The sequence below is a fragment of the Leptolyngbya sp. BC1307 genome (genome assembly GCF_002286735.1).
GTDB lineage: Bacteria > Cyanobacteriota > Cyanobacteriia > Phormidesmidales > Phormidesmidaceae > Phormidesmis.
On record NZ_NRTA01000011.1, the window covers coordinates 103,346 to 126,775 of the forward strand.

A 23,430-nucleotide genomic window follows, 5' to 3' on the forward strand; every position below is an offset into this window, starting at 1 on the left:
TCTAATTTGTTGAAATAATTGCAGTTCCAACCGGTTCTGCTGCCTCGTTTTCGAGCCAGTTGGACGGTACCGGCAGGGGTTCTGCTGCCTGTTCTGCTGCCTTTGGACAAATCGTGTCCATTGAGCGGCCAGCCCTGACAGCTTCCACGTAGTCTTTTGCAAACGCTGAGTACCCTGCAAACTTGTTGGAATGCTGAGCCAGCACTCGCTGTCTAGCACGCTGCTCTTTCTGGTTATTCGCAACAGCGGCCAGTAGCTCCGCTGAGGGATGGTGCGAGCAGGCCGTCAGCCGAGCATCGGCATCCACTAGCCAGTGAGAGCAAATCCTAGATGAGTCAATGCGGAAAGATTCATCCGTATTGGGCAATAGCAGCTTCGGATCGTAGCCGAACAGGTGCTCGTAGGAAGGTAGTGCATTGGCCTGAATAGCGCCGATAAAGCGGGTATTCAGGTTCTGTAGAATTTGGGAACCCGCTACGGAGTTAGCAATGGTGTCTGGGTCTTGACCGATAATCAGCGGGCGAATTCCCGACTTTGCACCGTTCGCGCAAACTTGGCCGATAATCTGCGCGATGCCGCTGTACTTGAACAAAATGGGGCTTTCATCAATTGCCAGTAGAGAATCCGTGACTTCCAGGGCACGGCGGAAGGCCATGGACTGAGCTGAGAGGGCGAGCACCGCTGCCTCAATGTTGTCACCTACGTTCCGCAGCGCGAATATGGTGAGCTGAGCATTGGTGCGAATAGATGACGGTTTGGAGATAGCGCGACCGACCCGGCTCGACAGCCAGCCACGCAGTTCCAGAAGAATAGTTGAGATCGCATCTGTCACCAGATGAGAATCCAAACCTAAATCCAGATTGGCCACCACCTCAACAAAATCAACTAGCGTCGGCATCTGTTGCCATTCAGCACTGCCAAAGCCCTGATCAAACGCCGCATCGTAACGAGCCATAATTACCGGGTCGTTAAAGAATGCGGCTAGGGCTTGCCACAGCAGCGTATGCACCCGCTTGCCCATTTGATTTTCTATCTCAGCGCCCATCACCATCGTGTCTAGCGCCTTGACTAAGAATTCCTTGTAGTCGTCTAATCGCTCCTCTTGTTGTTTTTCAGGTAGATGCCGCAAGTCGGGTATTTGGAAGAGATTATTGGTTTCAGAACCGACATCGAAGTAAGCGCCTTTATCGCCAAAGAATTTGACCAGGTCTGTGTAGGTCGTAGTGCCGTCTGGCTTGGGATAATCCAGAGAGATGACGTTCATGCCGTTGGCGATCGCCCACACAAATACCTCAGCCGCCAGCACCGATTTGCCGCTACGAGTCTCCCCGAAGATCAAAATCCCCCGATGCTTCCCGGCAAAATCTATCTGCACCGGCATATTGCCTTCGTGCGTGATCAGCTCGATGCCCTGACTATCAATCCGACGAGGACAGGCGAGCGGCATTAGCCCCGGCGCTTCGTTGGTCAGGTAAAGCTGCTTGCGCCCGTCTCCTAGCAGCCAATCTTTCACAATCGGCAGCGACCTGAGCCAGAGAGACCAGGCGACCTCTGTTTCTCGAATAAATGCCCCCTGATGAAAGGTATTAGCGAGCTTTTGACAGGCTTCTGAGAGACTCTCAGGGCTCTCCCGATGTATTAGCGCAATGACGCTCACCCAGATAGGCAAAGCCCCCTGATAGATTTGTTCCTGCGCCTCCACACCTTGCCTCATTCGCATTTGCGAAGCCACGTCCACATCCTTCAGCAAATTAGCCCGAAAAGTCGCCGTCAGGTTCTGCTTGGTCAGTCGCTGAAGCGTAATCCGGGTCATCGTCCGATCCGCTGCTGCTAGCTCACAGACAAACTCGCAGTTAGAAAACTGCGCTAGCGCTTTCCACAGGAAATAAAGCTCATGCTCAGGTGAGGTAAAGCCCATCGGCTTCGACTCCAGAACGACTGCCCCAACAAACTGATCTTTCACCTTCACCCATTGGCGATCTGCTTTGGGATGAGACGGTCGCCCGTTTTCGCCTCGAATCAAGACAGATGTGGCATGTAGCTCTTCTTTTATCTCCTCCTTGAAAGATAGCCCCTGTGGTGTTTCCATCAGGTTCAGGCATTGGGGAATCGGACGGGCCTGAGCATGGTTGAACTGCGTCTCCAGATATTCCCAAAGCTGATCAGCCCCCATAGGTGCAGCCTGTAGCCCCATTCGAGAATTTATCTGTTGTTCCCAATGCAGGTAGCCATCGGTAAAAGCAGCGTTCAGCAGTTGCAGGTATTGCTGTTTCTCCTTCTGGTCTTTCGTTCCTTTAAAGGTGTCATACCTATCGGCAAACCAGGCCAGCACCTTTTCAGTGTAATCCGCATGAGTGGTTTTCCCAGCCTCAACCGTGTGGCTAGCAAATATGTAGATTTGCTTAGGCTGGCGCAGTCCCTGCTCAGTCATTTCTCTCACCGATCGCTGTTGAGCCATCAGCAGGAACTGGGATTCTAAGCCAGTATTGCGCTGTACCAACGCCTCCAGCGCTTGCTGCCGGGGCAGATCCGCTGCAAAAGAACGGAGATGAATTCGCAGGCGATCGCCTGGACGAAATCCCTTCAACCCTTCCTCCAGATGACCCAATACAGTCTCGGCTTGCCCCTGTGCCAGCAATGTATGAATGCCCAGGGGCCGAAAGCCGAAAACAAAGGTAAACTGACCGCGTTTCTTCAGCAGATAAGCACCGACATCGCGTCCTCGCAAGGCCAGTCTGCAAATACATTCCAAATGAGATTCGTCTTCAAAGGGCTTGAAGGTGTAGCGCTGAGTGCCGAGACGTTGTTTACTCATGTTTACACACCTAAATTTCAGTCTGAGTAGCGACGATAGAGAACATAGCCGCGTGTCCAGTTCGGCACGGGCATTAACTTATTGGTGAAACGCCAGGTTTTCTCCCCAACGACAACCCACCAGGTGCAGATCATCCAGGTCGTGAATAGGAGAAATACTGCAAAGCCGAGTCCCAAGAGCACTTCTATAACAAAGTAGCTGCCAACTAATATGGCCATAGAAGGCGCTAGCAGATTAGTTGGAATTGGCCCCAGCGTGGGCTGAGCACCCAAGCTTTGATTGATAGGGCAAAACAGCCTTCGTTGGCCTGTCGTATTAGCCATTGTTCTAAGTTCCTACAGTGCCGCCGAAAAATAGCTTGCTCATTCCCTCCACAATGACGACAGCGGCAATGACGATGAAAGCGTTCTGCATCAAAGGTTGCCACTGTTCGCCCCGCTGGGCTTGATACACCGCAAAGAAGATAAAGCCGACAGCAGTCACCCAAATCACGATGCGCAGCACACCAAACATAAAGGCAATGATGCTCGCATCGATATTGTTGCCAAAGATGGTTGTGACCTGACTCTCAACATTCTTGAAGAGCTGAGCTGACGCTGGAGCTGCATGACTGATAATGCCGAAGAATAGCAAAACGCCGAAGAACACCCCGATTGCCTTCCACCCACTGATACTTTGAGACGGGGAGCGGCAAAACGAAGACGGTTGATCAGCAACAGTAGCCAGCAGTCGTTTCAATAAAGCGCTCATTTGGTGCGCTAAAGCTGAGTATCGATCTTGACGGTGAGGTCGAGAAAGCACTCTCGATAAATTACTCATGTTTCTACTCTCTTGAAGGGATAAGACGAGAAGTAGGCAAATTGCCTGTTTGCTCTTTAGGAAGTCGCAATCGCGAATTCAAGACTTCCTGACTGGTCTGATTGCACCTAGACTCTTAAGTAGTACTTATTAGATTTAAGTACTACTTAAGAGTATGTTTTAGCTTAAGAAATCTGAAGCCTTTCCTTATACTTTCTTAATAAAGTGGCAACTGGTACGGCTTCCCAATTCGCTGAAATCTTTTGAAGATATAGTTTCATATAACGAAGGCACTATCGAAAGGTTTCGTTATCCGTAAAACGCAGAAAAAATGAGCTGTACTCCTGCGTAATACTATTCTTGAATAAATCTGAGCTAAAACCTACTTTTTAATAAATATATCTACCTGCTGATTTCCATAAAGGAACCTTGATGGATTATCGGACTCGGACACAGAAGAGATAGGATATCAGCAGGTTGCTTGTGCTCAAGATGTCTGATTCCATTGCTGATACGCCTCAAAAAGCGAAGAAGGGTGAGTCCGCTGACAGCGGGTGCCGTCCTACCTTCTATATGAGCACTGAACTGTTAGCCGTGATTGACGCTCAGTGTGCTCAAGATGGCGGGAAGAAGCGATCGCCTTTTCTAGTCGAACTTATGGAGCTATTGCTCACTGGCCCTATTGGAAAGCAGCTTCGGGAAAATGCTGAGAAGAACCGACGGAGTCTGGCTCATGAGCTGGAAGCCAACCTTGTCCTATTTAATGACCATGTACCGACGGCTGAAATTGTCGAGCTTGCGGAAGCCAGTCAGCGCAATCCTGATCAGATGCTGGTAAGGCTAGTTTTGCTCGGGCTCAGGGTTTACAAAAATTCAATCGCGCGGATGGAATCGGAAATCGAAGGCAGCAGCGAACCGATTTAGAAGAAATATTCTCAGTAGTGAATGAATATTTACGGATTCATTTTATACAGGTAGCAGATATCAATGTAGGCGTAAGAAATTTATGCCTACTGTTGCCGCCCCATCAACAGACGCTTGACAAGACGAAATAAAGATGCAGGCAAGCTGTACTTCCCTCTCTTTAGCCTTGCTGACGCTTGTTGTAAGTGTCTGCTCAATTCGTTTTCCCGCTTGGCTGTTCGCTACTCAGCTCTTCTGGTGATGTATGAATCGATACATGACTAAACGCTATATAGCCGTGTGCCGGACTGAAGCAGTGCGGTTAGCAGAGCTGGATGGCACCTTCCTGCATAACGTTAGATGCGATCCAGACGTAGCGCTATTGCACCGAACAGAATGGTGGGCCTGGTGGTCTGATGAACGCCTGACGACAGCGATTGGTCTGCCCGATAATTTGTGGCCTGAAACATTATCGCCAGACGCAGCGGAGCTGATCTTTCAGGTGTGGAGCAGCGGATTGAGCGCACCTCAATGCGGATGGACTGTCCTGGCAAAAGTAAAAAGCATTGCGAGCAGAGAAATTATTTACACAAATAGCTTGGGCAATAACACTCCTATGTCCAGGTGGGAGAAGCTGACACTATTGTTTGAGCATGATGAGCGGGGTTTACTGTACTGCCATAGTTACCGTGATGGCGAAGCCTACAAATGCGACATCGTAACTAAACCTCACTCAGCCTTTTGATCAGGACGCTCTCTTGCGTTCAGAGCTTCCTTCAGGAGCATTTCCACAACGAATGTAAATGAGCGCTGCTCTTTATCGGCGATCGCCTGAATCGCTTCCCGCATAGAGTCAGGCAGGTAAATACTGGTCTGCCGCTTTTGTGTAGTCATAGACCGCCTCAACTCGCTTCGAGGCAATTTTAAGCGAAGCGCTGCAACTAAAGGTAATCTAAATAAAAGCAGAGTACTCTAGAGTAGAGTAAAGTTAAATAAGCCAGATCGAACGGTTGCTTGCTGATATCAGCGCTGCAACTTTGACATCGGCTTCCTTTTGATTAGGAGCGGTCTTGGTGCTATGTCGAATCCCTTTATTTCAAACAGCTCGCACAGAAGGCGCACCTGTCGCGCTGCTCAACCGACTGCAATATCCCATTCTGGGCTCTATGAAGCGGGTTGTCAGCAAGCTCTGACTGACTTTGCGATCGCCGATTTGCTCCGTCGCATCAAAGCTCACTCTAATAAGGATGGGGTGGCACTTACCCAAGTAGAGACTGAAGCGATCGCAGCCATTCTGATTCAAGCTCTGGTTTCCTGCCTCGACAGCAATATTCTGACTACCTATATAGACGCTATCCGTCACATGCCGCATGGAACTGCCACGCTTCTGAACAAGCTGCACCTTCCCCGTCCTGCGACCGACTTCCCTGCTGGCTTCCCTGATGTTGAATCGCCTCGCTTTTTGGATGGCGATCACCTCCGCTGGAAAACGAACGAGAAAGCTACCGATTGTGGAATCGTCATCGGCAGGTTCTACAGCTTTGCATCTCACTGCCGTTGCTGGCGATGGTGCTACCTGATCTGGCTTGATGCTGACTCACCGAGCAGCGCTTGGGTGAGAACCGATATTGCTTGGGAAGACGATCTTGAACCCTCTGAATCGGAGCTACGAGTATGAGCCCCCGTCCGCTGACCTCTCATGAGCAGGAGCTAATCAATCAGTACAGCTACTGTCAGCTTGGCATGACGCCGCAAGCTTTTTATGCGAAATGGCAGGTCAGTCAAGAAGAGATGGCGGCTATCTGTGATCGCTCTGTCTCTACCGTTCGCCGATGGTTCCACAAAGGCGGCAGCTATCGTCGCCCTAACCCAGTAGACATGCGCCATCTGGCCCTGATGGACTTTTTGCTCGACCACTTCGACGACATTCCAGCAGAGCTAAGGAACGCACTTTGCGCCAGCGATCAGAAAATCTGACCCATACATATCTAAAAAAGTCAATATCACCACGCCCTGTTTTTGCAGATACCCGCTCGATAAGGTGGCTTCAGTCTTCTAAAAGCGACCATTTATTCAGAGGCAATCAGCATGAATCAATCTCTACAGGACAACGATACGGCAACGACGGTTTATCAACAGAAACTACATCCGTGGTGCATCGTTCACCGCTTGGCGAAAATGCAGAACCGTACAGTAGCGCGGTTTCGTCACCGCAATGACGCAGATGATCACCTGCGACTACTTCGCCAGCTCTCCCCATCGATGCGATACACTATCGTCTTTGACCTGGTTTTAAGACATGATGTCAAAGTGGATTTGCCTGTGTACACAAACATAGATAGGCGGATGCCGTAAATAACTTGGAAGAATGACCTGTAGGAGTATGGTGAAGTCGCCTATCAGTACATATGCTCATTTGAGAGTTTTGGTTGGTTTTTTGGGAGAGAAGACTCAGGCTAATTGGTGGCCAACATCGTTTTTCAGTTCGTCGAGTCGTTCGTTTTTGGAACCCGTTTTTTCCAGAAGCATTCGCCTTGCTCAGTATCATGGTGTGGTGGAATCGGCTCGATATCTGCACGATGGCTATCTTACTCAAGGACGGCTGGGCTTATTTCGGCTATCTGAGGAGATAGAGCAAGACCTCCATCGGCTGATAAACCAGGATCCCGATCAGTGGTTTGCTGAGGTCGGTAGCCGTGAACAGGCGATCGCCGCTTTGAGCGAGATCGCAGATGGGAGCGGTGCGATCGCATCAGGGCCACAGTGTATTGGTACAAGAGCGCAGCTCCTGAGTCAGGATGGGCCGAAGCTGCTGGCGCGCTCTTATGCAAGTGCTTTTGAGCAAAATATTCAGTGTTTTCCTTACTTTGCAGATTGACCTTGGGAAACGAATCGCTATATACCGCTAGGCTGCAAGCTGGTTTGGGACTCATTTCAGAGACCAAATCACTGCTCTTACTGTGGAAACCTGATATGACTGTACCTGAGCTGTATAGATCGGCGTTAGAGTCTGGTATGTTTCCGAGCGTGACTGCCCGCAGATTGCGAAATATTGTGGTGGAGTGCTTTGCTACTCGCTATCTGGTGGATGGTGCAGCGCCTGCTAAGCATCTTCAGAAGCTACTGCCGGGTCTGACTCGCAGCGACTTACAGCAGTTGCTATTGCTGTTTACCTGTCGAACCAATGCGATTTTGGCAGATTTTATCTATCAGATTTATTGGCCGCGTTACGAGGCGGGCGATCACAAAATCCACAACGAAACCGCTAGGGCTTTCATCGAGCAGGCTATTGACGATGGGAAAACGGTCAAGCGCTGGTCTGATAAAACAATTCGACGTACTGCAAGCCATGTGACTGGCTGCTGTGCCGACTATGGCTTACTAGAGGATGGGCCTCGGCGTAAGCGCAAGTTTTTGCCTTTTCATATCACGGATCTAATGACGGTATATCTCGCCTATGACCTACACCACCGAGGATTTAGCGATAAGGCACTGCTAAACCATCCTGACTGGGCTTTGTTTGGGCTGGACTGGGACGAGGTTTTAGCAGCGCTGAAGCGGTTAGCATTGGATGGCTGGTTTCTGCTACAGGCGGGCGGCGAGGTTGTACGGATTAGCTGGAAGTATCCCAATATGGAGGCAGTGTGTGATGTCCTCGCTGAAGGCTGACTTTGAAGACCTCAGGCAAAAGGTGCGCCGAGGGCGCGAGCTAGGGAACGCTAGCTTTGAGCCGGTTTACTACCTGGTGTTCAATCCGAGTGACATTTTAAGTGTGAAGCGTCAGCTCGCTGCGTGGCAGGCCGCTTTGAAAAACGACGGCTGGGAGGTGCACATTTTTTCGATTGCTCAGGTCATTCAGGAAGTATTGCAGCAGGATAAGCGGCGAAAGCTATGGCTAATGGCCGACCGCAAAGCGCCGCATGACTGGACAAAGGCAAATCAGTCGCTGGCGAATGCGCTGTCTAATGGTGAGGCTATTCGGGCAAGGTTAGAAACGCTATTAAGCGATTTGAATGATCGCAATGGTGATACGGACAATGCCACCGCCAATGCCATCGTGCTGGTGACCGATTTGGAGGCGCTGCATCCTTATCTGCGTATCGGGTCGATTGAGAATCAGTTGCAGGGTCAGTTTAGAGTGCCTACTATATTTTTGTACCCTGGTGTGCGCACAGGCCAGACTCGGCTCAAGTTTTTGGGATTTTATCCTGAGGATGGCAATTACCGCTCGGTACATGTGGGTGGCTAGAAAAGGATTTTTTATGACGACAACTATTCGCTCTCTGTTTGATCCTCGCAAGGGTTTGGATCGCCCGATTGAAAAAGTAATTACATTCGCAGCGACCCAGCAAGATCGTCTGAAAGCAGAGATTTCCGAGTACGTAGTCACCGAGAGTATTGAAAACCAGTTTGAGCGACTGCTGAGCCGGATGCAGCTAGCGATGGAATCGGGCGGCGAAAATGAGATTGGGGTTTGGGTTTCAGGCTTTTATGGCTCGGGGAAAAGCTCTTTTACAAAGTACTTAGGGTTTGCCTTTGATGCAGACCAGGATATTGAACAAACGCCTTTTTTGAGATATTTGCAAGACCGGCTAACCAAGCCGCAAACGAAGGCATTGTTAGGTACGGTAGCGCAGCGCTTTCCGGCGGCTGTGGTCATGCTAGATCTGGCGAGTGAAATGCTGGCGGGGGCGACGATGGAGGATGTTTCTAGCGTTCTCTATTACAAGGTTTTGGAATGGGCGGGCTATTCTCGTAATCTCAAGGTAGCGGCGCTGGAACAGCGGATTGAGAAAGACGAGCGAGAGGCTGAGTTTCATGATCGGCTGGCAGCTTTACTGCCAGATATTAGTTGGAATGAGCTGCGGAACGATCCCCTTTCGATTGATGCGCTGGTGCCTCAGCTCGCTCACGAAATGTATCCGGCGCTGTTTCCTTCAGAGAGTTCTTTCAATACAGGAACAGAAGACTATGTGCTGTTTGAGACAGACCGAGTGCAGGAAATGCTGGATATCATCCGGCGTAAGAGCGGTAAGGAGCATATTCTGTTCATTATCGACGAAGTAGGGCAGTACATTGCTTCGCGAGATAATCTAATCTTGAACCTGGATGGCCTGGCGAAGAATCTCAAAGGGAGAGGTGAGGGTAAGGTGTGGATTGTTTCCACGGCGCAGCAGACGCTGACGGAGGATGATCCGCGTGCCACGCTCAACTCGGACAAGCTGTACAAACTGAAAGACCGGTTTCCAATTCAGATCGACCTTGAATCTAGTGATATTAAGGAGATTTGCTATCGGCGGCTACTGAGCAAATCACCGAGCGGGGAAGCTACGCTAGGGGCGCTGTTTGATACGCATGGGCAGGCACTTCGCCACAATACCAAGCTGAGAGAGGCCAAAACTTACGAAGCGGATTTTGACAAAACGACCTTTGTCAATCTCTATCCTTTTATGCCTGCTCATTTTGAGATTTTGCTCAATTTGCTAGGAGCCCTGGCTAAGTCTACAGGCGGGCTGGGGCTGCGGTCGGCGATTAAAGTGGTGCAAGACACGCTGATAGAAGAGATTAAAGGTGAGCAGCCAGTGGCTGATCGTCCGCTAGGGTGGCTAGCGACGACCGTGACGCTGTACGACATGCTGGATAAAGATATTCAGAGAGCGTTTCCGTCGGTTTATGGAGCGGCCCAGAAGACCTGCGATATCTACCGGGAAGATCCCCTGCATCAGGAGGTTGCCAAGTCGATTGCGGTGCTGCAAATTTTGGGAAACCTGCCGGTCACGGTTGAGAATTTGGCGAGCTTGATGCATTCTGCTGTAGATGCTGATTCTTTGGTGGGAGAAGTGCGGCAGGCAGTAGAGGCGATGCTGCAAGATCCGCTGGTGCCGCTCAGTGAAAAAGAAGGTGGTCTTGGATTTTTGAGCGAAAAGCTGCGCGATATTGAGCGGGAGAGGACTCAGCTACCGCCCCGGTCGGTAGAGGTGCGCAAGATTATCAACACAAGCTTGAGAGAGATTTTTGACCCGTTGCCCAAGGCTACTTTACCGGGCAGCTTTTCGGTGCGGGCCGGGTTGAAAGTGATGACCGGTCAGAATATTCAGAGTTTGGCTGGGGAGAAAGATCCGGTGCAACTGCTGGTGAATTTTGCTGAGGCGACTGCGTATGAGGGCGATCGCACTACATTTGTTGAAGAATCACGGCAGCGGCAGGCTCAGGATACGATTTACGCCATTGGCAGAACGCATCCAAATGTACAAATGCTGGCAGAGGAAGTTTACCGCTGTCAGCGTATAGAAGAACTGTATCGGAATGACCCCGATCAGGAAGTGCGCGACTACTGTAAAAACCAGAAGCTGAGAGCTGATCGCCGCAGCGGTGAGGTGAAGCAGCTTTTGCAGCAGTCATTAAAGGAGGGTTCTTTCATTTTTCGGGGTCAGCCGACGGCAGTGTCTACGCTGGGTTCGACGCTGCTAGAAGCGGCGCGTCAGCAGCTTGGCGAGGTTGCCGAGCAGGTGTTTGACCGCTACAGCGAAGCGCCAGTGAGGGCGGAGACAAGCTTGGCAGAGAAGTTTTTGAAGCAGCCGAATTTGTCAGCGATCGCCTCCGTCCTAGATCCCCTCGACCTGATCCAAAAAGTAGGCGGCAAGCCCCAAATCCAAACGAGCCAAAAGGCGGTGGTTAGCATCCGCGACTATATTGATCGCAACGGCACCGTAGAAGGCAAACGCCTGAGCGATCATTTTGGTGCACCGCCCTATGGCTGGTCGCCGGATACGCTGCGCTACATTTTGGCGGCGATGCTGGTGGCCGGTGAGATTACGCTGAAGATATCGGGCCGAGAGGTGAAAACGGCTGGACAAAAGGCGATTGAGGCGCTGAAAACTAACAAGAGCTTTAGCAAGGTGGGGGTGGGGCTGCGAGATTATCGACCACCCATCGAAGTGCTAGACCGGGCCAGTGAACGCTTGACTGAGCTGACGGGCGAGAGCGTGATTCCGCTAGAGCAGGAGATTGCTAGGGTAGCGCTGAAGCGGTTTCCGCGCGACCAGCAGCAGTACAGCCCGCTAGAAGGCAAGCTGGAGAGTCTGAATGTGGTAGGAGCCCAGCGCCTTCGGTCTTTGAATCAGGAGCTGGCAGATATGCTGCTGAGTGATGCTTCTGAGGCACCGGAGCGTCTGGGGGGTGAAGACTCAGCGCTGTACGAAGACCTGAAGTGGGCATCTGAGCTGAAGCGAGCTTTGGACGATGGGCTGGCAGAGACGTTGAAGCAGTTGCAAATGCATCAGCGAGAGCTAGCAGACTTGCCGGATACCGGTATTTTGGGCACACTGCGCCTGGAGCTGGCAGAAGAGTTAGAACTGCTAGAGCAGCGGTTGAGCCGGGATGATTTTTATCGGCACAGTACCGAGTTTAATACGACGCTGACGGCGATTCGGACGGGGGTTCGAGACGCGGTAAGGCAGCTCGCTGAGCAGCAGCAAAAGCTGGCAGATGGCGGCATAGAAGACTTACAGCGATTGCCCGATTGGGCGGAGCTGACGGACATTGAGCGCAGCAACGTGAGGACGACGCTAGAGGGCTATCTGATTGAGTCGCCTGCGGAGAATTTGCAGGGGTTAAAGCGGCTGTGGGCCGGTGACTATGCGCTGAATAACGCGATCAGGGAGCAGAAGCGGAAAATTGCCCAGACGGCTGAAGGGCGAAGGCTAAAGCGTCGCGAGGAAGAAATTCAGCAGGCCAAAAAGGCAGGCGATGGTGCGGTGAGCGTGTTTACCGCGTCGGTGCAGATCCCGGCGAGGGTAACTTCGCTGCGGCAGTTGGAGGATGTGCTGACGCGGCTACAGGCGCTGAAGGCAGATATGCCGGGGTATGGTCAGATTGATGTGGTAATTGAATTGCAGGAGTAGCTGCGTATCGTAAGCTGCCCATAAAGAGGCAACCGACAAGGGACAGACAGTATGGCGTTTGATCAGGCGACTCGGAATCGGTTGCAGCGGTTTGTGAGTGAGGGGCGGGCTTTGCTGACGGAGGAGTTTACCCGTCAGTTGCAAAATGACTATGGCCTGGATCCAGAGTCGGGAGCGGTGACGCCGCTGGAGCGGATGGGGCATTTGGATAGTGCGCGGCAGGAGACGGCTCGGATTTTGCGGGTGACGTTGGCGCACTATCAGGCGGGCAGTCAGGTGAGCAGCCAGGCGGGCAGTCAGGCGGCGAAGGACAAGGATTTGCTAGAGCGGATTGTGCGGGAGCAGGCGTTTACGGTGCTGAATCGGCTGGCGGCGCTGCGGATGGCGGAGGCGCGTGGTTTTTTGATTGAGTCGGTGGCGGTGGGGTATCGCTCGCAGGGGTTTCAGCTCTATGCGCGGCTGGCGGGCAGCGGTTTGGGCGAGACGGGGGATGCTTACCGCTGCTATTTGTTCAGTTTGTTTGATGAGTTTGCGCTGGATTTGGCGGTGCTGTTTGATCGCTTTTCGCCGATGGGGCGGCTGTTTCCGCGTGAGGCGACGCTGCTAGCACTGCTGGAGCTGATGAACGATGAGGAGATTTCGCCGCTGTGGGCTGAGGATGAAACAGTCGGCTGGATTTATCAGTATTTTAACGCCAAGGAGGAGCGTACTCAGATGCGTAAGGCGTCGTCTGCGCCGCGTAACAGCCGGGAGCTGGCGGTGCGGAATCAGTTTTTTACGCCGCGCTATGTGGTGGAGTTTTTGACCGACAACACGTTGGGGCGAACGTGGTACGAGATGACGCAGGGGGAGACGGGACTAACGGAGTCTTGTGCGTACCTGGTGCGGCGATCCACGGAGGTGTTTTTGCCCGATCCGGCTCAGCCACTGACGACGGCTCCAGCGGCGCGGTGGGTAAAGGCGGTTGCCGAGGGGGACTTTTCTAAGCTGCCGGAGGATCCTTCGATTGAGGAACTCTCTGAGCTTTCGCTGGTGATTGATGGCTATGAAGTTGCTGGGCGGCACGGCTATGAAGATGTTGTAGCCTGGGCAGACGGGCAGCTTGAGCAGTACCGGCAGAGCGGGGTTTGGGCGCTGTCGAGTTTGGAGCTATGGCTGGTTCTGTTTCGGTTGCAGCGCTACTGGGGGCGCAGAAGCTGTGAGCTGAAGGAGACTTTTTATGAGGAGTGGCGTTCGGTGTATCGGGCGTTTCGAGAGGCGTTTGCAACGGCAGATAAGCCTCAGGCGGAGGTGCTGAAGCAGCCGGTGTATGTGGCGTACCGGGCGCTGAAAGATCCGCGTGAGATTCGGATGCTGGATCCGGCCTGCGGGTCGATGCATTTTGGGCTGTATGCGTTTGATTTGTATGAGCGGATGTATGCGGAGGCTTGGGAGCTAGAGCAGCAGGGAGAGGTGCTATGGCGGCGTCAGGGGCTGAAGCCCTTGGCAGATACGTATGACAGTAAGGAAGATTTGATTAGGGATGTGCCAAGGCTGATTATTGAGTGCAATATTCACGGGGTAGATATTGATTCGCGGGCGGTGCAGATTGCGGGGCTGTCGCTGTGGCTGCGGGCGCAAAGGAGCTGGCAGGGGCAGGGGCTAAAGATGAGAGATCGGCCTCAGATTCAGAAGTCGCATATTGTATGCGCGGAGCCGATGCCGGGGGAGGCGCATTTGCTGGCGGAGTTTGTGGAGCAGCATTTGTCGGCGTCGCCAGAGCAGCGGCTGATTGGGCAGTTAGTAAAGCGGGTGTTTGAGGCGATGAAGCTGGCGGGCGAGGCGGGAACCTTGCTGAGAATTGATCGGACGATTGAGCGAGATATTCAGGAAGCGAAGGAGCAGTGGGCAAAGCTGCCAAAGGGAGAGCAGCTAGTGCTAATGGATTTGGATGCAGATCAGCCGAAGCAGCAGGAGCTGGCTTTGGCCGTGGCTGAGATTACAGATGAGCGGTTTTGGCTGAAGGCTGAAGATGAAATTTATGCAGCGCTGAGGCGGTATGCAGAAAAAGCTGAGAGATTAGATACGGACGCTGACGAACGGTCGGGGCGGTTTCAGCGGCGGCTGTTTGCCCAGGATGCGGCGAAGGGATTTGCCTTTGTGGATTTGTGCCGGAAGCGCTACAGCGTGACGCTGATGAATCCGCCGTTTGGGGCGGGTAGCTTGCAGACAAAAGCGATGCTAGCGAAGGCTTATCCACGGACTAAGAATGATGTGTATGCGGCTTTTGTAGAGCGGGGGCTACAAGTGCTAGAGACGGCTGGGCATTTGGGGGCGATTACGTCGCGGACGGGCTTTTTCTTATCGTCGTTTCAAAAGTGGCGGGAGGAGATTTTGCTGAAGGAATCGCGGCCTACGGTGTTTGCGGATTTGGGGGCGGGGGTTTTGGATGCGGCGATGGTGGAGACGGCTGCGTATTGCCTAGTCAAGGTAATTTAGCTTTTTGAATTAGGCTCAAAGTCGTTAGGTAGCTTTATGCTGGAGAGGCGTTGATGTTCGATATGAGGAGGGACTTGAAGGATGCTTCAAACTGAAGTACGTCAGAAACTGCATCAGCAGATCGATCAGCTTCCGGCTGATTTGCTGGAGTTGGTTGCTGAGTTTTTAGAATTCGTCAGGTTCAAGCGTGCTAGGGCCACGAACTCTACTCAGCGCCCTGACATGAAGGGGCTGTGGGCTGATTTTGATTTTGATATTGGCGAAGAAGATATCGCTGCTGCGCGGAAAGAACTGTGGAATAATTTTCCGAAGGATATTGCATGAGCGCTGTTGTGGCAGATACCCATGCTGTGATCTGGTTCCTAAGGAATGCGAAGCAGTTATCAGATAATGCTGCTACTGCTATGGATGGTGCCATTCAGTCTAATCAGCCTATCTACATTGCTTCTATTTCTTTAGTCGAAATGGTTTATTTGACGGAGCGGGACAGAATCCCAGCCGCTGCATTTGAGAAGTTGATGGCAACTTTAGATAAGCCTATTAGCACATTTGAAGTTGTCCCCCTCGATCTCACTATCACGCTTGAGCTAGCCAGTATTGATCGCGCTATTGTCCCTGAAATGCCCGATCGCATCATCGCCGCCACGGCTCAATCTTTGGGGCTCCCTCTTGTTACTCGCGATCGCTCAATCCAAAACCTCTCGACTCTCAAAACTATTTGGTAAGGCATCTAGAATATGACTGTAATCAATATTCACAAGAAGTGTAAGAAACGCGATCACCCACAGAATTTCGATGATGTATTTGCTTAATACTCACTACTGTAATTGAATGAACCGGAAGCAAATTACTGAGATGCAAGACTTGCCGATTCATTACTATTTTGATGTTAATTTTAATCAGGTTTGGCAGACGGGTGAGCAAGATTTGCCGGTACTAAAAAGTACATTTGTCATGCTGTTACAAAAGAAAAATTAATGTCTGGAACTATCTTCTTCCGACTGCTTGATGCAGAAGACAAAGGGCTTGCTTTACTACAAGCTGTCGATGCTCTGCCACAAGAGCCAACACCAGAATCAATTATAACAAAGTCACGTTCTTTTCAACAAGTTCCAGGGTCGCCATTTTCTTATTGGGTAAATGAATCAATTAGAAAGAAGTTTGCTCAGTTGGAACTTCTTGAGTCGGATAGCAGGACAGCTAAACAGGGCTTAGCGACGGCAGAAGATTTTCGTTTTGTTAGAACTATGTGGGAGGGAAATCTATCGAAGCGTAAAACGCCACAGGTTTTTCCTTTTGCGAAAGGCGGTGGTTTTTCGAAGTTCTATGCCGATATTTATCTAAGCGTAAATTGGAGTAATTCTGGGAACGAAATTGCTGCCTTTCCGAGAGCTTACATTCGCAATGCAGACTATTACTTTAGACCTGGATTAACTTGGTCTCTTCGTAGTCAGAAAGGATTGAGTGTTCGGTTGATCCCCAGGGGTTGTACTTTTGGACATAAAGGGCCAAGTATCTTTCTGAAAGACGATAATCTGCAAGAAATTTTATCGCTATTAGCTATAGCAAACAGCCAAGCCTTCCTTGCTCTCGTCGAATTGCAAATGGCCTTTGGTTCCTACGAAGTAGGTGTCCTTCAGAGAACGCCTATTCCAGAGCTGAACAAGGAATCTAAGATAAACCTTGCTGATTTAGCTCATAGATCTTGGTTACTCAAACGAGACTTAGACACCAGCACCCAAACATCCCATGCCTTTATCCTTCCTGCCCTTCTTCAGACTAAAGGTACTACCCTTACTGGTCGCGCTCAATCTTGGACAACAAGAATCACTGCTACTGAACAACAGCTTTCTGATATTCAGCAAGAAATCGATGACATTGCCTTCAAGCTTTACGATATCAGCCCCGAAGAAATCAGCAGCAATCAACAATCCATAGCCACCGAAGTTGAAACTGAGGAAGACGAAGACACCATAGAACCTGCCGATCTATCCGCTCTCACCCATAGCCTAATCGAGTATAATCTCGGCACCGCCCTGGGCCGCTTCGACATCCGCCTCGCCACCGAAGAGCGCGAACAACCTCCCGAACCCGAACCCTTCGATCCACTCCCCGCCTGCTCCCCCGGCATGTTGGTCGCAAACAATAATCTCCCTCCGACCTCCCCTGAAGAACTTCCCCCCAATTACCCTGTCGATATCCCCTTCAACGGCATTTTAGTAGATGACGAAAGTCACCCAAACGACATCATCCGCCGCATTCGCCCAGTCTTCGACATCATCTTTTCAGACCAAGCAGGAGACATCGAACAAGAAGCCTGCCAACACCTCAAAACCGCCAGCCTACGCGACTACTTCGCCAAACCCAACGCCTTCTTCACCCAGCACCTCAGCCGCTACTCCAAAAGCCGCCGCTACGCCCCCCTCTACTGGCCCCTCTCCACCCCCTCCGGCAGCTACACCCTCTGGATTTACTACCACCGCCTCACCGACCAAACCCTCTACACCGCCATCAACGACCACCTCGAACCCAAACTCCGCCAAACCACCCAAACCGTCACCCAGCTCCTTAGCCAACCCAACCGCAGCAGCGCCGACAGCCAAACCCTCGAAACCCTGCAAACCCTAGAACAAGAACTCACCGACCTGCGCGACCAGCTCCTCCGCATCGCCCAGCTCCCCTACAAACCCAACCTCAACGACGGCGTCCAAATCACCGCCGCCCCCCTCTGGCCGCTCTTTCGCCTAAAAAAATGGCAAGACAAGCTCAAAGACACCTGGGAAGCCCTCGAAACCGGTGACTACGACTGGGCACACCTGGCCTACAGCATTTGGCCTGAGCGAGTGCAGGAGAAGTGTAAAAAGGATAGATCATTGGCGATCGCCCACAACCTCGAATCCCTCTACGAACCCCCACCCGAAACTACTCCGAAAAAGAAGAAAAGGAAATAGCGTATCCATCCCCACTGACATCTGAGTAGACACTTATCCGAGCAGACACTCACTTTCAGTACAATAGGCGCAGCGACCCAGAGAAAATAGCCGATAGAATAGCGATGACGCCAAAACAGCAGCTTCTTAAAGAGCTAGAAAACACACCGACGCCCCTGGTAACCGCAGTTCTCAACTTTCTGCGCTTCCTGAAGGCAAAGCAGCCCCCAACCGACTTTGCGGAATTTGCAGGCATAGCAGCAGATGACTACAGCCCCATAGACAACACTATTGAGAATGCCGAGCGCGATCGCCAGCCCAAACGCAAACCCGGATTACACCCGGATGCTTTCGTCATCAGCGATGACTTTAACGAGCCACTACTTGATAGCTTCTGGCTGGGTGAAGAATAATGAGCATTGCCGAATTTATTAGAGACGATATTTTGGGCGATCGCCTCAAAAAAGCCGAATGCCTCGTCGTCTACGATCCCAACCACCGCTACCATGACCTTTGCCTGGACTTAACCAGCGACGACATTCAGGTCATCGACACCTCCGAAAGCAGCATCGAAAGCCGCGAGCAGGCCCAAACCGCCTTTGCTCACCTCAGCCGCAGCGCCCTCAAAGGCATGGTCGTCTACATCCCGACTCATGCCCCCCGCACCGACGAGCAAAAGCAAGCCGATCCCTTCTCCATCTACGCCCTGTGCGGCGCACAGTTCCCCGCCGACGATGGCGACGACTACCTCAACCTGTGCCTGCGAGCCAAGCCCGAACACAGCACCGAAATCCGCCGCATTTTCAACGACAACCCCGCTCCCCCCTTCGACGCCATCAACGCCATCGGCGGCGGCATCCACTGGCCCCAGCTCAGAGCCACCCTCAAAGCAGACTCCGCCGAAGACATTCTGATGGCCCTCATGGCCCCTTCCTCAGCGCAAACCGACTCGCTGAAAACGCAGGAAGGCTGGCATCCCGAAGCCAAAGACTTCCTCAAAGCCGCCCTTGGCCTCAAGCTCAAAACCCGCGCCAAAACCTGGAAACCCATCGCCGATGAGCTTTGGCGCTTTATCCTCTTCAGCGAATTTGTCTTCGACCTGCCCGTTCCTTTGCCCAGCACGATTCAAGACGTTCCCGCCGCACCCGCCGAAGCCAAATCCCTGATCTGCGCCCTGTGCGAACGACTGCGCAACGATAAACGCTACCAAGACCCTTACATCAAACGGGCAGAAACCGTCGAGCAAGAAATGAACCTGGACACAGCCTGCCGCCAGATCGAAGACCTGGGCGAACTCGATACCTTTCCCTTTGAAGAACGCACCTTTTTGCAGCAGGCCATCAAAGGCTTGGAAACCAACGACCTCGACAAAACCCGTCAGCTCCTGAGCCGCCACACTCGCTCCATTTGGCACAGCAAAGGCGAAAACCAGGAGCAGTGGGCGCTCTTACAGTCAGCCATGAACCTGATTGTGACCTGCCAGGATTGCGATCGCCTCTTGCCCGAATACAGAGCCAGCCAGGAACATCTGATCAGCTTTTACATTGAAAAGCTTCGAGAAGCCGATAGCCGCCAGCGCGAATTTGCCGCCAGCCTTGGGGCCGCGATCAGCCCGTATGATTTGCTTGAGGATGCGATTGCGATCGCCCACAGCCACTACAGACGGCTGATCGAAAAAGTCCAAACCCTATTCACCCAGCAGCTCGAAAAAGAAGGCTGGCCCGCCCCAGACCGCATTAGTAACGCCAGCGTATTTGATCGCTTTGTCGCCCCGCGCCTGAGCCAAAAAGGTCAGCGAGTTGCCTACTTGCTGATCGATGCCCTGCGCTACGAACTCGGCGTAGAACTCGAAAAGCTGCTGACTGAAGTCGGCTCTGTAGAGCTATATCCAGCCTGCGCCCAGCTCCCCAGCATTACCCTGGTGGGTATGGCTAGCCTGCTGCCCAACGCCGAAAATGACCTGGTGCTCACCGTGGAAGATGGCAGGCTGATCCCGAAGTTGGGAGAAGTAACGGTCGGTAATGTAAGCCAGCGGATGGGTGTTTTGAGGAAGGAGTTGGGCGATCGCTTCACAGAAATGCCTTTGAGAGACTTCGTCAAAAAGAAAAAGCCCAAAGTAGAACCCACCGTCGATCTCTTAGTTCTCCGCAGCACAGAAATCGATAGCCAGCTAGAATCGAACCCCGAAGACACCCTGAGCCTGATTCCCAAAACCCTGAGAGATATCCGAGTGGCGCTCTCCAAACTCAGCCAGATCGGCTTTCAAGACGCCATCATTGTCAGCGACCACGGCTTTTTCTTAAACACCCACGCTGAAGCAGGCGATGTCTGCACCAAGCCTCCAGGCGATTGGCTCCACAACGCCCACGACCGTATGCTCTTAGGCAAAGGCAGCGAAGACGCCCACAACTGTGTTTTCAGCGCTGACAAGCTCGGCATTCGCGGTAGCTTTGGCCAAGTCGCCCTGCCCAAAACCATGGCCCCCTACCGAGCCGGTCATCTTTATTTTCATGGGGGCATTTCCTTAGCTGAAGCGATCGTACCCGTCATCCTGGTGCGGCTAGACGCTGTCCAACCTGAAGACACCCATAAGTTCCAATTAGACTTGACCTATAAGCGCAACGCCAAAAAAATCACCACCCGCCTACCGCGCATCGACATCGAGCTGACCACCCAGGGCAATCTCTTTACCAGCACCGAAAGCTGCGAAATCTTACTAGAAGCCCGAGACTCATCCGATAATGTCATCGGCGAGCCTCGTCCCAGTGAAGATATCAACCCTGCCACCGGCACCATTACCCTGATTGCAGGCGAGCAAAAATCAATTATGCTGCGCATGGATCCTAGCTACGAAGGCAAGTTCACCATCAAAGCGCTAGAACCGACAACACTCACCACCTACGCCAGTTTGCCACTACAGACCGACTACACTGTCTAGCCTGCCCGTTGAACCGCTCATGAACTCACTCGATCACAAGCTAAACGACATCTTCGAGGGCAAAGTTGTCCGCAAAGATCTGCTGCATCGCATCAAAAAAGGTACCAACGTGCCGACTTTTGTACTAGAGTTTCTTCTGGCCAAATATTGTGCCAGCAACGATGCGTTAGAGATTAACGCCGGGATGGAAGCGGTGCTAGCCACCTTACAGGACAACTACGTGCGCCCAGACGAAGCCAACATGGCTCAGTCAAAAGTCGCCACCAAAGGCAGCTATCGCTTTATCGATAAAGTCCACGTCCGCTATGTCGAAAAAGAAAAGCGCCACTGGGCAGCACTAGAAAACTTCAACTCTCAGCGCATTGCCATCAGCCAACAGTTCTACAAAGATAATGATCGCCTGCTAGAAGGCGGCATTTGGGCTGAACTCACCATCGCCTACAACGACATTGAAGAAGACGATTACGCCTTCTACATCGAAGATCTCAGACCCATTCAGCTCAGCCGCTTCAACTTTGAAGACTACGCCAAAAAAAGAGAAGAATTTAGCCGCGACGAGTGGCTAGCCGCCATCCTACGCACTGTCGGTTTAGATCCCAGCAAGCTCTCTCAAAGACAGCTATTCCACTACATTATGCGGTTGGCTCCCCTGGTAGAACCAAACTATAACTTTATTGAGCTTGGCCCTAGAGGCACCGGAAAATCTTACTTTTTCAGCGAGTTTTCTCCTTACTCCACTCTGGTCAGTGGGGGACAGGCCACCAAGGCCACTTTGTTTTATAACAACGCCCGAGGCAAAGTCGGCCTCGTCGGGTTTTGGGATACCATCGCCTTCGATGAGGTCGGCGGCATCAAAGTCAAAGATCCCGACACCATTCAAATCATGAAGGATTTCATGGCAAATGGCCGCTTTTCACGAGGGGTTGAAGTCATCGCCGATGCCAGCCTAGCCTTCGTCGGCAACATCGACATGTCGGTAGAGCAAATCGTCAACTCCAGCCAATACGACCTTTTCCAACCGCTCCCGCCTCAATTTGACTTAGCCATCATGGATCGCTTTGCCTGCTACCTACCCGGCTGGGAAATGCCCAAAAATAGCAGCAACTTTTTAACCAACGACTACGGCTTCATCACCGACTATTTGGCCGAAGCCTTTCACTACGTCTTTCAGCACACCAATCGTTACGAAGAAGTAACCCGGCGCGTTCGCTTAGGTTCTGCCGTTGAAGGACGCGATGAAAAGGGCATCAAAAAAACCGTAGCCGCATTCTTAAAAATCCTTCACCCTTCTGGCGCTGCAACCGATCAGGAACTAGAGGAATACGTCGCCTATGCGGTGGAATCACGCAGGCGGGTCAAAGAGCAAATGAACAAACGCAAACCCGACGATGAGTTTGCGCGAATTGGGCTGTCGTACTTCAATACTGAAGGCAAAGAAATCATCGTCTTCTGCCCAGAATCCAAAAACGCCCCGGCCACTCAAGACCCCACTCGAAGCAACCTCAAAGACGCTGAAAATCTGGAACCTGCTCAACCGGACTCTGCTCAAAAAAGCAAAAGTATTCAACCAGAAGATCAGCCGACTTTGTCTGATCCTATTGCAGCCGAAAAAACGCTGCCATCACCAGAAGCACAGCATTTCACAATTTACTACGGTGATACGGGTCATAGCTACGACTCCATTTTTGGCCCTTACTTTCAGGGAGCCAAAATCGTTACCATCGAAGATCCTTACATTCGTGCCTCTCACCAAATTCAGAATTTCGTTCGCTTCTGCGAAACAGCCGTCAAAGCAGGCACCATCAAACAAATAGACCTCACAACTAGCTACGATGGCTCAACGTCCCTGACTGAAATTCAAGAGAAGCTGAAAGACCTTCAACAAAGCCTCTTAGAAATCGATATCCAATTGACTATAGCGCTCAATGAAAACCTGCACGACCGAGAAATTCGGCTGGACAACGGCTGGACTATCAAAATAGGCAGAGGTCTTGACTTCTATCAGCGCCCCGATAGCTGGTTTGGCATTGGCGCTAACGATTTGGGCCTCCGCAAATGCTTGGAAACTAAAATCGACATTTTCCGGACCGCTTCATGAGTAAACGATTCATCGGGTACCAACTTAAGCCGGGAAAAGCTATGCGTGCAGGGGCTTGGGCTGATGTGCTTTAGCTGCCTTTCTGGGCAAAGGCAGCTCAGTATGATGGCTGAGTACCCACTCAAATAGGTCAGGAAACTGATGGCCAAATAAGCGTTGAGCAGCGGTGGAGCCATCAGCGCGTCTGAGGTCAAAGTTGTGAATCGTGGTCAGCGTCTTCAAAGACTGCTGCGAGAACCCGCGCGTAACATGGTGACGTTGAGAGAGATAGCCGTTTCTGCCTTCAACGGCAGAGGAGGTGCGTTGATACTTGGCACACATCCACCGACACCAGTGTCGCCAACGTGTTTGTTGCAGGTCGTCAATTTGGTCGGTATAGGGATGAGCGACGAGGGCCTCAAAGGCAACACTGGCGGCTGTTTTATACTGACGTTTGAGTTCAGGCTGGCGGGTCTTGTCGGCTTGCTGCGTCCAGTAGACCCAAGGCAGGATGGCGGTGAGCACCCAGTTTTGGGTCTCGCTCTGTGCGGTCTCTGCGGCGAGCGCCTGAGTGGCCCATTGCCACC

General features: G+C 51.9%; 21 protein-coding genes. 16 read left to right on the top strand and 5 right to left on the bottom strand.

Annotation, left to right across the window (positions count from 1 at the left end; translation table 11 throughout):
• Window position 1: 1 nt before the first annotated feature.
• The 3 genes from CKL79_RS08865 to CKL79_RS08875 are packed head-to-tail and all read right to left on the bottom strand — an operon-like array spanning window position 2 to window position 3,565.
• Entirely contained in the window at window positions 2-2,815 is a 2,814-nt protein-coding gene (locus tag CKL79_RS08865; protein ID WP_121969223.1) for a hypothetical protein, read from the bottom strand.
• A gap of 17 nt (window positions 2,816-2,832) precedes the next feature.
• Entirely contained in the window at window positions 2,833-3,138 is a 306-nt protein-coding gene (locus CKL79_RS08870; protein WP_121969224.1) for a hypothetical protein, read from the bottom strand.
• 4 nt (window positions 3,139-3,142) lie between these two features.
• A complete protein-coding gene (locus tag CKL79_RS08875) occupies window positions 3,143-3,565 on the bottom strand; it encodes a hypothetical protein (RefSeq protein WP_121969225.1) in 423 nt (140 codons plus the stop codon).
• A 540-nt stretch (window positions 3,566-4,105) separates the two neighbouring features.
• Between CKL79_RS08875 and CKL79_RS08880 the strand changes: the two genes are divergently transcribed.
• Together CKL79_RS08880 and CKL79_RS23145 are read left to right on the top strand one after the other, a co-directional pair.
• Entirely contained in the window at window positions 4,106-4,537 is a 432-nt protein-coding gene (locus CKL79_RS08880; protein ID WP_121969226.1) for a hypothetical protein, read from the top strand.
• 256 nt (window positions 4,538-4,793) lie between these two features.
• Entirely contained in the window at window positions 4,794-5,261 is a 468-nt protein-coding gene (locus CKL79_RS23145) for a hypothetical protein (protein ID WP_121969227.1), read from the top strand.
• Here CKL79_RS23145 and CKL79_RS23150 read toward each other — a convergent pair.
• A complete protein-coding gene (locus tag CKL79_RS23150; RefSeq protein ID WP_170944011.1) occupies window positions 5,246-5,410 on the bottom strand; it encodes a hypothetical protein in 165 nt (54 codons plus the stop codon). The two genes, CKL79_RS23145 and CKL79_RS23150, sit on opposite strands and share 16 nt — an antisense overlap.
• A gap of 184 nt (window positions 5,411-5,594) precedes the next feature.
• Between CKL79_RS23150 and CKL79_RS23805 the strand changes: the two genes are divergently transcribed.
• From CKL79_RS23805 to brxL, 14 genes are all read left to right on the top strand, one after another.
• Window positions 5,595-6,194, top strand: coding sequence for a hypothetical protein (locus CKL79_RS23805; protein WP_240518754.1), 600 nt, complete (start codon window positions 5,595-5,597; stop codon window positions 6,192-6,194).
• Window positions 6,191-6,493: a helix-turn-helix domain-containing protein gene (locus CKL79_RS08895; RefSeq protein ID WP_121969228.1), complete on the top strand. Its 303-nt coding sequence runs from the start codon at window positions 6,191-6,193 to the stop codon at window positions 6,491-6,493. Before CKL79_RS23805 ends, CKL79_RS08895 begins: the two co-directional genes overlap by 4 nt.
• Window positions 6,494-6,604: 111 nt before the next feature.
• On the top strand, window positions 6,605-6,871 hold the full coding sequence (locus CKL79_RS08900) for a hypothetical protein (protein ID WP_121969229.1): 267 nt from the start codon (window positions 6,605-6,607) through the stop codon (window positions 6,869-6,871).
• Window positions 6,872-6,899: 28 nt separating this feature from the next.
• Window positions 6,900-7,394 (top strand): BrxE family protein, encoded by a 495-nt coding sequence (locus CKL79_RS08905; protein ID WP_121969230.1) that lies wholly within the window; start codon window positions 6,900-6,902, stop codon window positions 7,392-7,394.
• Window positions 7,370-8,185 (top strand): BrxA family protein, encoded by an 816-nt coding sequence (locus CKL79_RS08910; protein ID WP_240518755.1) that lies wholly within the window; start codon window positions 7,370-7,372, stop codon window positions 8,183-8,185. The genes CKL79_RS08905 and CKL79_RS08910 overlap by 25 nt, the downstream gene beginning before the upstream one ends.
• A complete protein-coding gene (locus CKL79_RS08915; RefSeq protein ID WP_121969232.1) occupies window positions 8,166-8,765 on the top strand; it encodes a BREX protein BrxB domain-containing protein in 600 nt (199 codons plus the stop codon). Before CKL79_RS08910 ends, CKL79_RS08915 begins: the two co-directional genes overlap by 20 nt.
• Window positions 8,766-8,778: 13 nt before the next feature.
• Window positions 8,779-12,420: a BREX system P-loop protein BrxC gene (gene brxC / locus CKL79_RS08920; protein ID WP_121969249.1), complete on the top strand. Its 3,642-nt coding sequence runs from the start codon at window positions 8,779-8,781 to the stop codon at window positions 12,418-12,420.
• A gap of 51 nt (window positions 12,421-12,471) precedes the next feature.
• A complete protein-coding gene (locus tag CKL79_RS08925) occupies window positions 12,472-14,898 on the top strand; it encodes an SAM-dependent methyltransferase (RefSeq protein WP_121969233.1) in 2,427 nt (808 codons plus the stop codon).
• 81 nt (window positions 14,899-14,979) lie between these two features.
• On the top strand, window positions 14,980-15,222 hold the full coding sequence (locus CKL79_RS08930) for a hypothetical protein (protein ID WP_121969234.1): 243 nt from the start codon (window positions 14,980-14,982) through the stop codon (window positions 15,220-15,222).
• The gene (locus CKL79_RS08935; RefSeq protein WP_121969235.1) at window positions 15,219-15,623 is read left to right on the top strand and encodes a PIN domain-containing protein; all 405 of its coding nucleotides are present in this window, start codon (window positions 15,219-15,221) and stop codon (window positions 15,621-15,623) included. Before CKL79_RS08930 ends, CKL79_RS08935 begins: the two co-directional genes overlap by 4 nt.
• Window positions 15,624-16,502: 879 nt before the next feature.
• A complete protein-coding gene (locus tag CKL79_RS08940) occupies window positions 16,503-17,849 on the top strand; it encodes a hypothetical protein (RefSeq protein ID WP_205879043.1) in 1,347 nt (448 codons plus the stop codon).
• 104 nt (window positions 17,850-17,953) lie between these two features.
• A complete protein-coding gene (locus CKL79_RS08945; RefSeq protein WP_121969237.1) occupies window positions 17,954-18,241 on the top strand; it encodes a DUF2281 domain-containing protein in 288 nt (95 codons plus the stop codon).
• Window positions 18,241-20,766: a PglZ domain-containing protein gene (locus tag CKL79_RS08950; RefSeq protein WP_121969238.1), complete on the top strand. Its 2,526-nt coding sequence runs from the start codon at window positions 18,241-18,243 to the stop codon at window positions 20,764-20,766. The genes CKL79_RS08945 and CKL79_RS08950 overlap by 1 nt, the downstream gene beginning before the upstream one ends.
• A 19-nt stretch (window positions 20,767-20,785) precedes the next feature.
• A complete protein-coding gene (brxL, locus tag CKL79_RS08955; protein ID WP_121969239.1) occupies window positions 20,786-22,864 on the top strand; it encodes a BREX system Lon protease-like protein BrxL in 2,079 nt (692 codons plus the stop codon).
• A gap of 39 nt (window positions 22,865-22,903) precedes the next feature.
• Here brxL and CKL79_RS23810 read toward each other — a convergent pair.
• Window positions 22,904-23,430, bottom strand: a 527-nt coding sequence (locus tag CKL79_RS23810) for a DUF6399 domain-containing protein (RefSeq protein WP_240518756.1), incomplete at its 5' end; no start/stop codon positions are given.

What these genes read in the sequence shown, in the direction of transcription:
- CKL79_RS08865 (WP_121969223.1), bottom strand. Translation starts at nt 2,815, where the DNA reads ATGAGTAAACAACGTCTCGGCACTCAGCGCTACACCTTCAAGCCCTTT.
- CKL79_RS08870 (WP_121969224.1), bottom strand. Translation starts at nt 3,138, where the DNA reads ATGGCTAATACGACAGGCCAACGAAGGCTGTTTTGCCCTATCAATCAA.
- CKL79_RS08875 (WP_121969225.1), bottom strand. Translation starts at nt 3,565, where the DNA reads ATGAGCGCTTTATTGAAACGACTGCTGGCTACTGTTGCTGATCAACCG.
- CKL79_RS08880 (WP_121969226.1), top strand. Translation starts at nt 4,106, where the DNA reads ATGTCTGATTCCATTGCTGATACGCCTCAAAAAGCGAAGAAGGGTGAG.
- CKL79_RS23145 (WP_121969227.1), top strand. Translation starts at nt 4,794, where the DNA reads ATGACTAAACGCTATATAGCCGTGTGCCGGACTGAAGCAGTGCGGTTA.
- CKL79_RS23150 (WP_170944011.1), bottom strand. Translation starts at nt 5,410, where the DNA reads ATGACTACACAAAAGCGGCAGACCAGTATTTACCTGCCTGACTCTATG.
- CKL79_RS23805 (WP_240518754.1), top strand. Translation starts at nt 5,595, where the DNA reads ATGTCGAATCCCTTTATTTCAAACAGCTCGCACAGAAGGCGCACCTGT.
- CKL79_RS08895 (WP_121969228.1), top strand. Translation starts at nt 6,191, where the DNA reads ATGAGCCCCCGTCCGCTGACCTCTCATGAGCAGGAGCTAATCAATCAG.
- CKL79_RS08900 (WP_121969229.1), top strand. Translation starts at nt 6,605, where the DNA reads ATGAATCAATCTCTACAGGACAACGATACGGCAACGACGGTTTATCAA.
- CKL79_RS08905 (WP_121969230.1), top strand. Translation starts at nt 6,900, where the DNA reads ATGGTGAAGTCGCCTATCAGTACATATGCTCATTTGAGAGTTTTGGTT.
- CKL79_RS08915 (WP_121969232.1), top strand. Translation starts at nt 8,166, where the DNA reads ATGTCCTCGCTGAAGGCTGACTTTGAAGACCTCAGGCAAAAGGTGCGC.
- brxC (WP_121969249.1), top strand. Translation starts at nt 8,779, where the DNA reads ATGACGACAACTATTCGCTCTCTGTTTGATCCTCGCAAGGGTTTGGAT.
- CKL79_RS08925 (WP_121969233.1), top strand. Translation starts at nt 12,472, where the DNA reads ATGGCGTTTGATCAGGCGACTCGGAATCGGTTGCAGCGGTTTGTGAGT.
- CKL79_RS08930 (WP_121969234.1), top strand. Translation starts at nt 14,980, where the DNA reads ATGCTTCAAACTGAAGTACGTCAGAAACTGCATCAGCAGATCGATCAG.
- CKL79_RS08935 (WP_121969235.1), top strand. Translation starts at nt 15,219, where the DNA reads ATGAGCGCTGTTGTGGCAGATACCCATGCTGTGATCTGGTTCCTAAGG.
- CKL79_RS08940 (WP_205879043.1), top strand. Translation starts at nt 16,503, where the DNA reads ATGGCCTTTGGTTCCTACGAAGTAGGTGTCCTTCAGAGAACGCCTATT.
- CKL79_RS08945 (WP_121969237.1), top strand. Translation starts at nt 17,954, where the DNA reads ATGACGCCAAAACAGCAGCTTCTTAAAGAGCTAGAAAACACACCGACG.
- CKL79_RS08950 (WP_121969238.1), top strand. Translation starts at nt 18,241, where the DNA reads ATGAGCATTGCCGAATTTATTAGAGACGATATTTTGGGCGATCGCCTC.
- brxL (WP_121969239.1), top strand. Translation starts at nt 20,786, where the DNA reads ATGAACTCACTCGATCACAAGCTAAACGACATCTTCGAGGGCAAAGTT.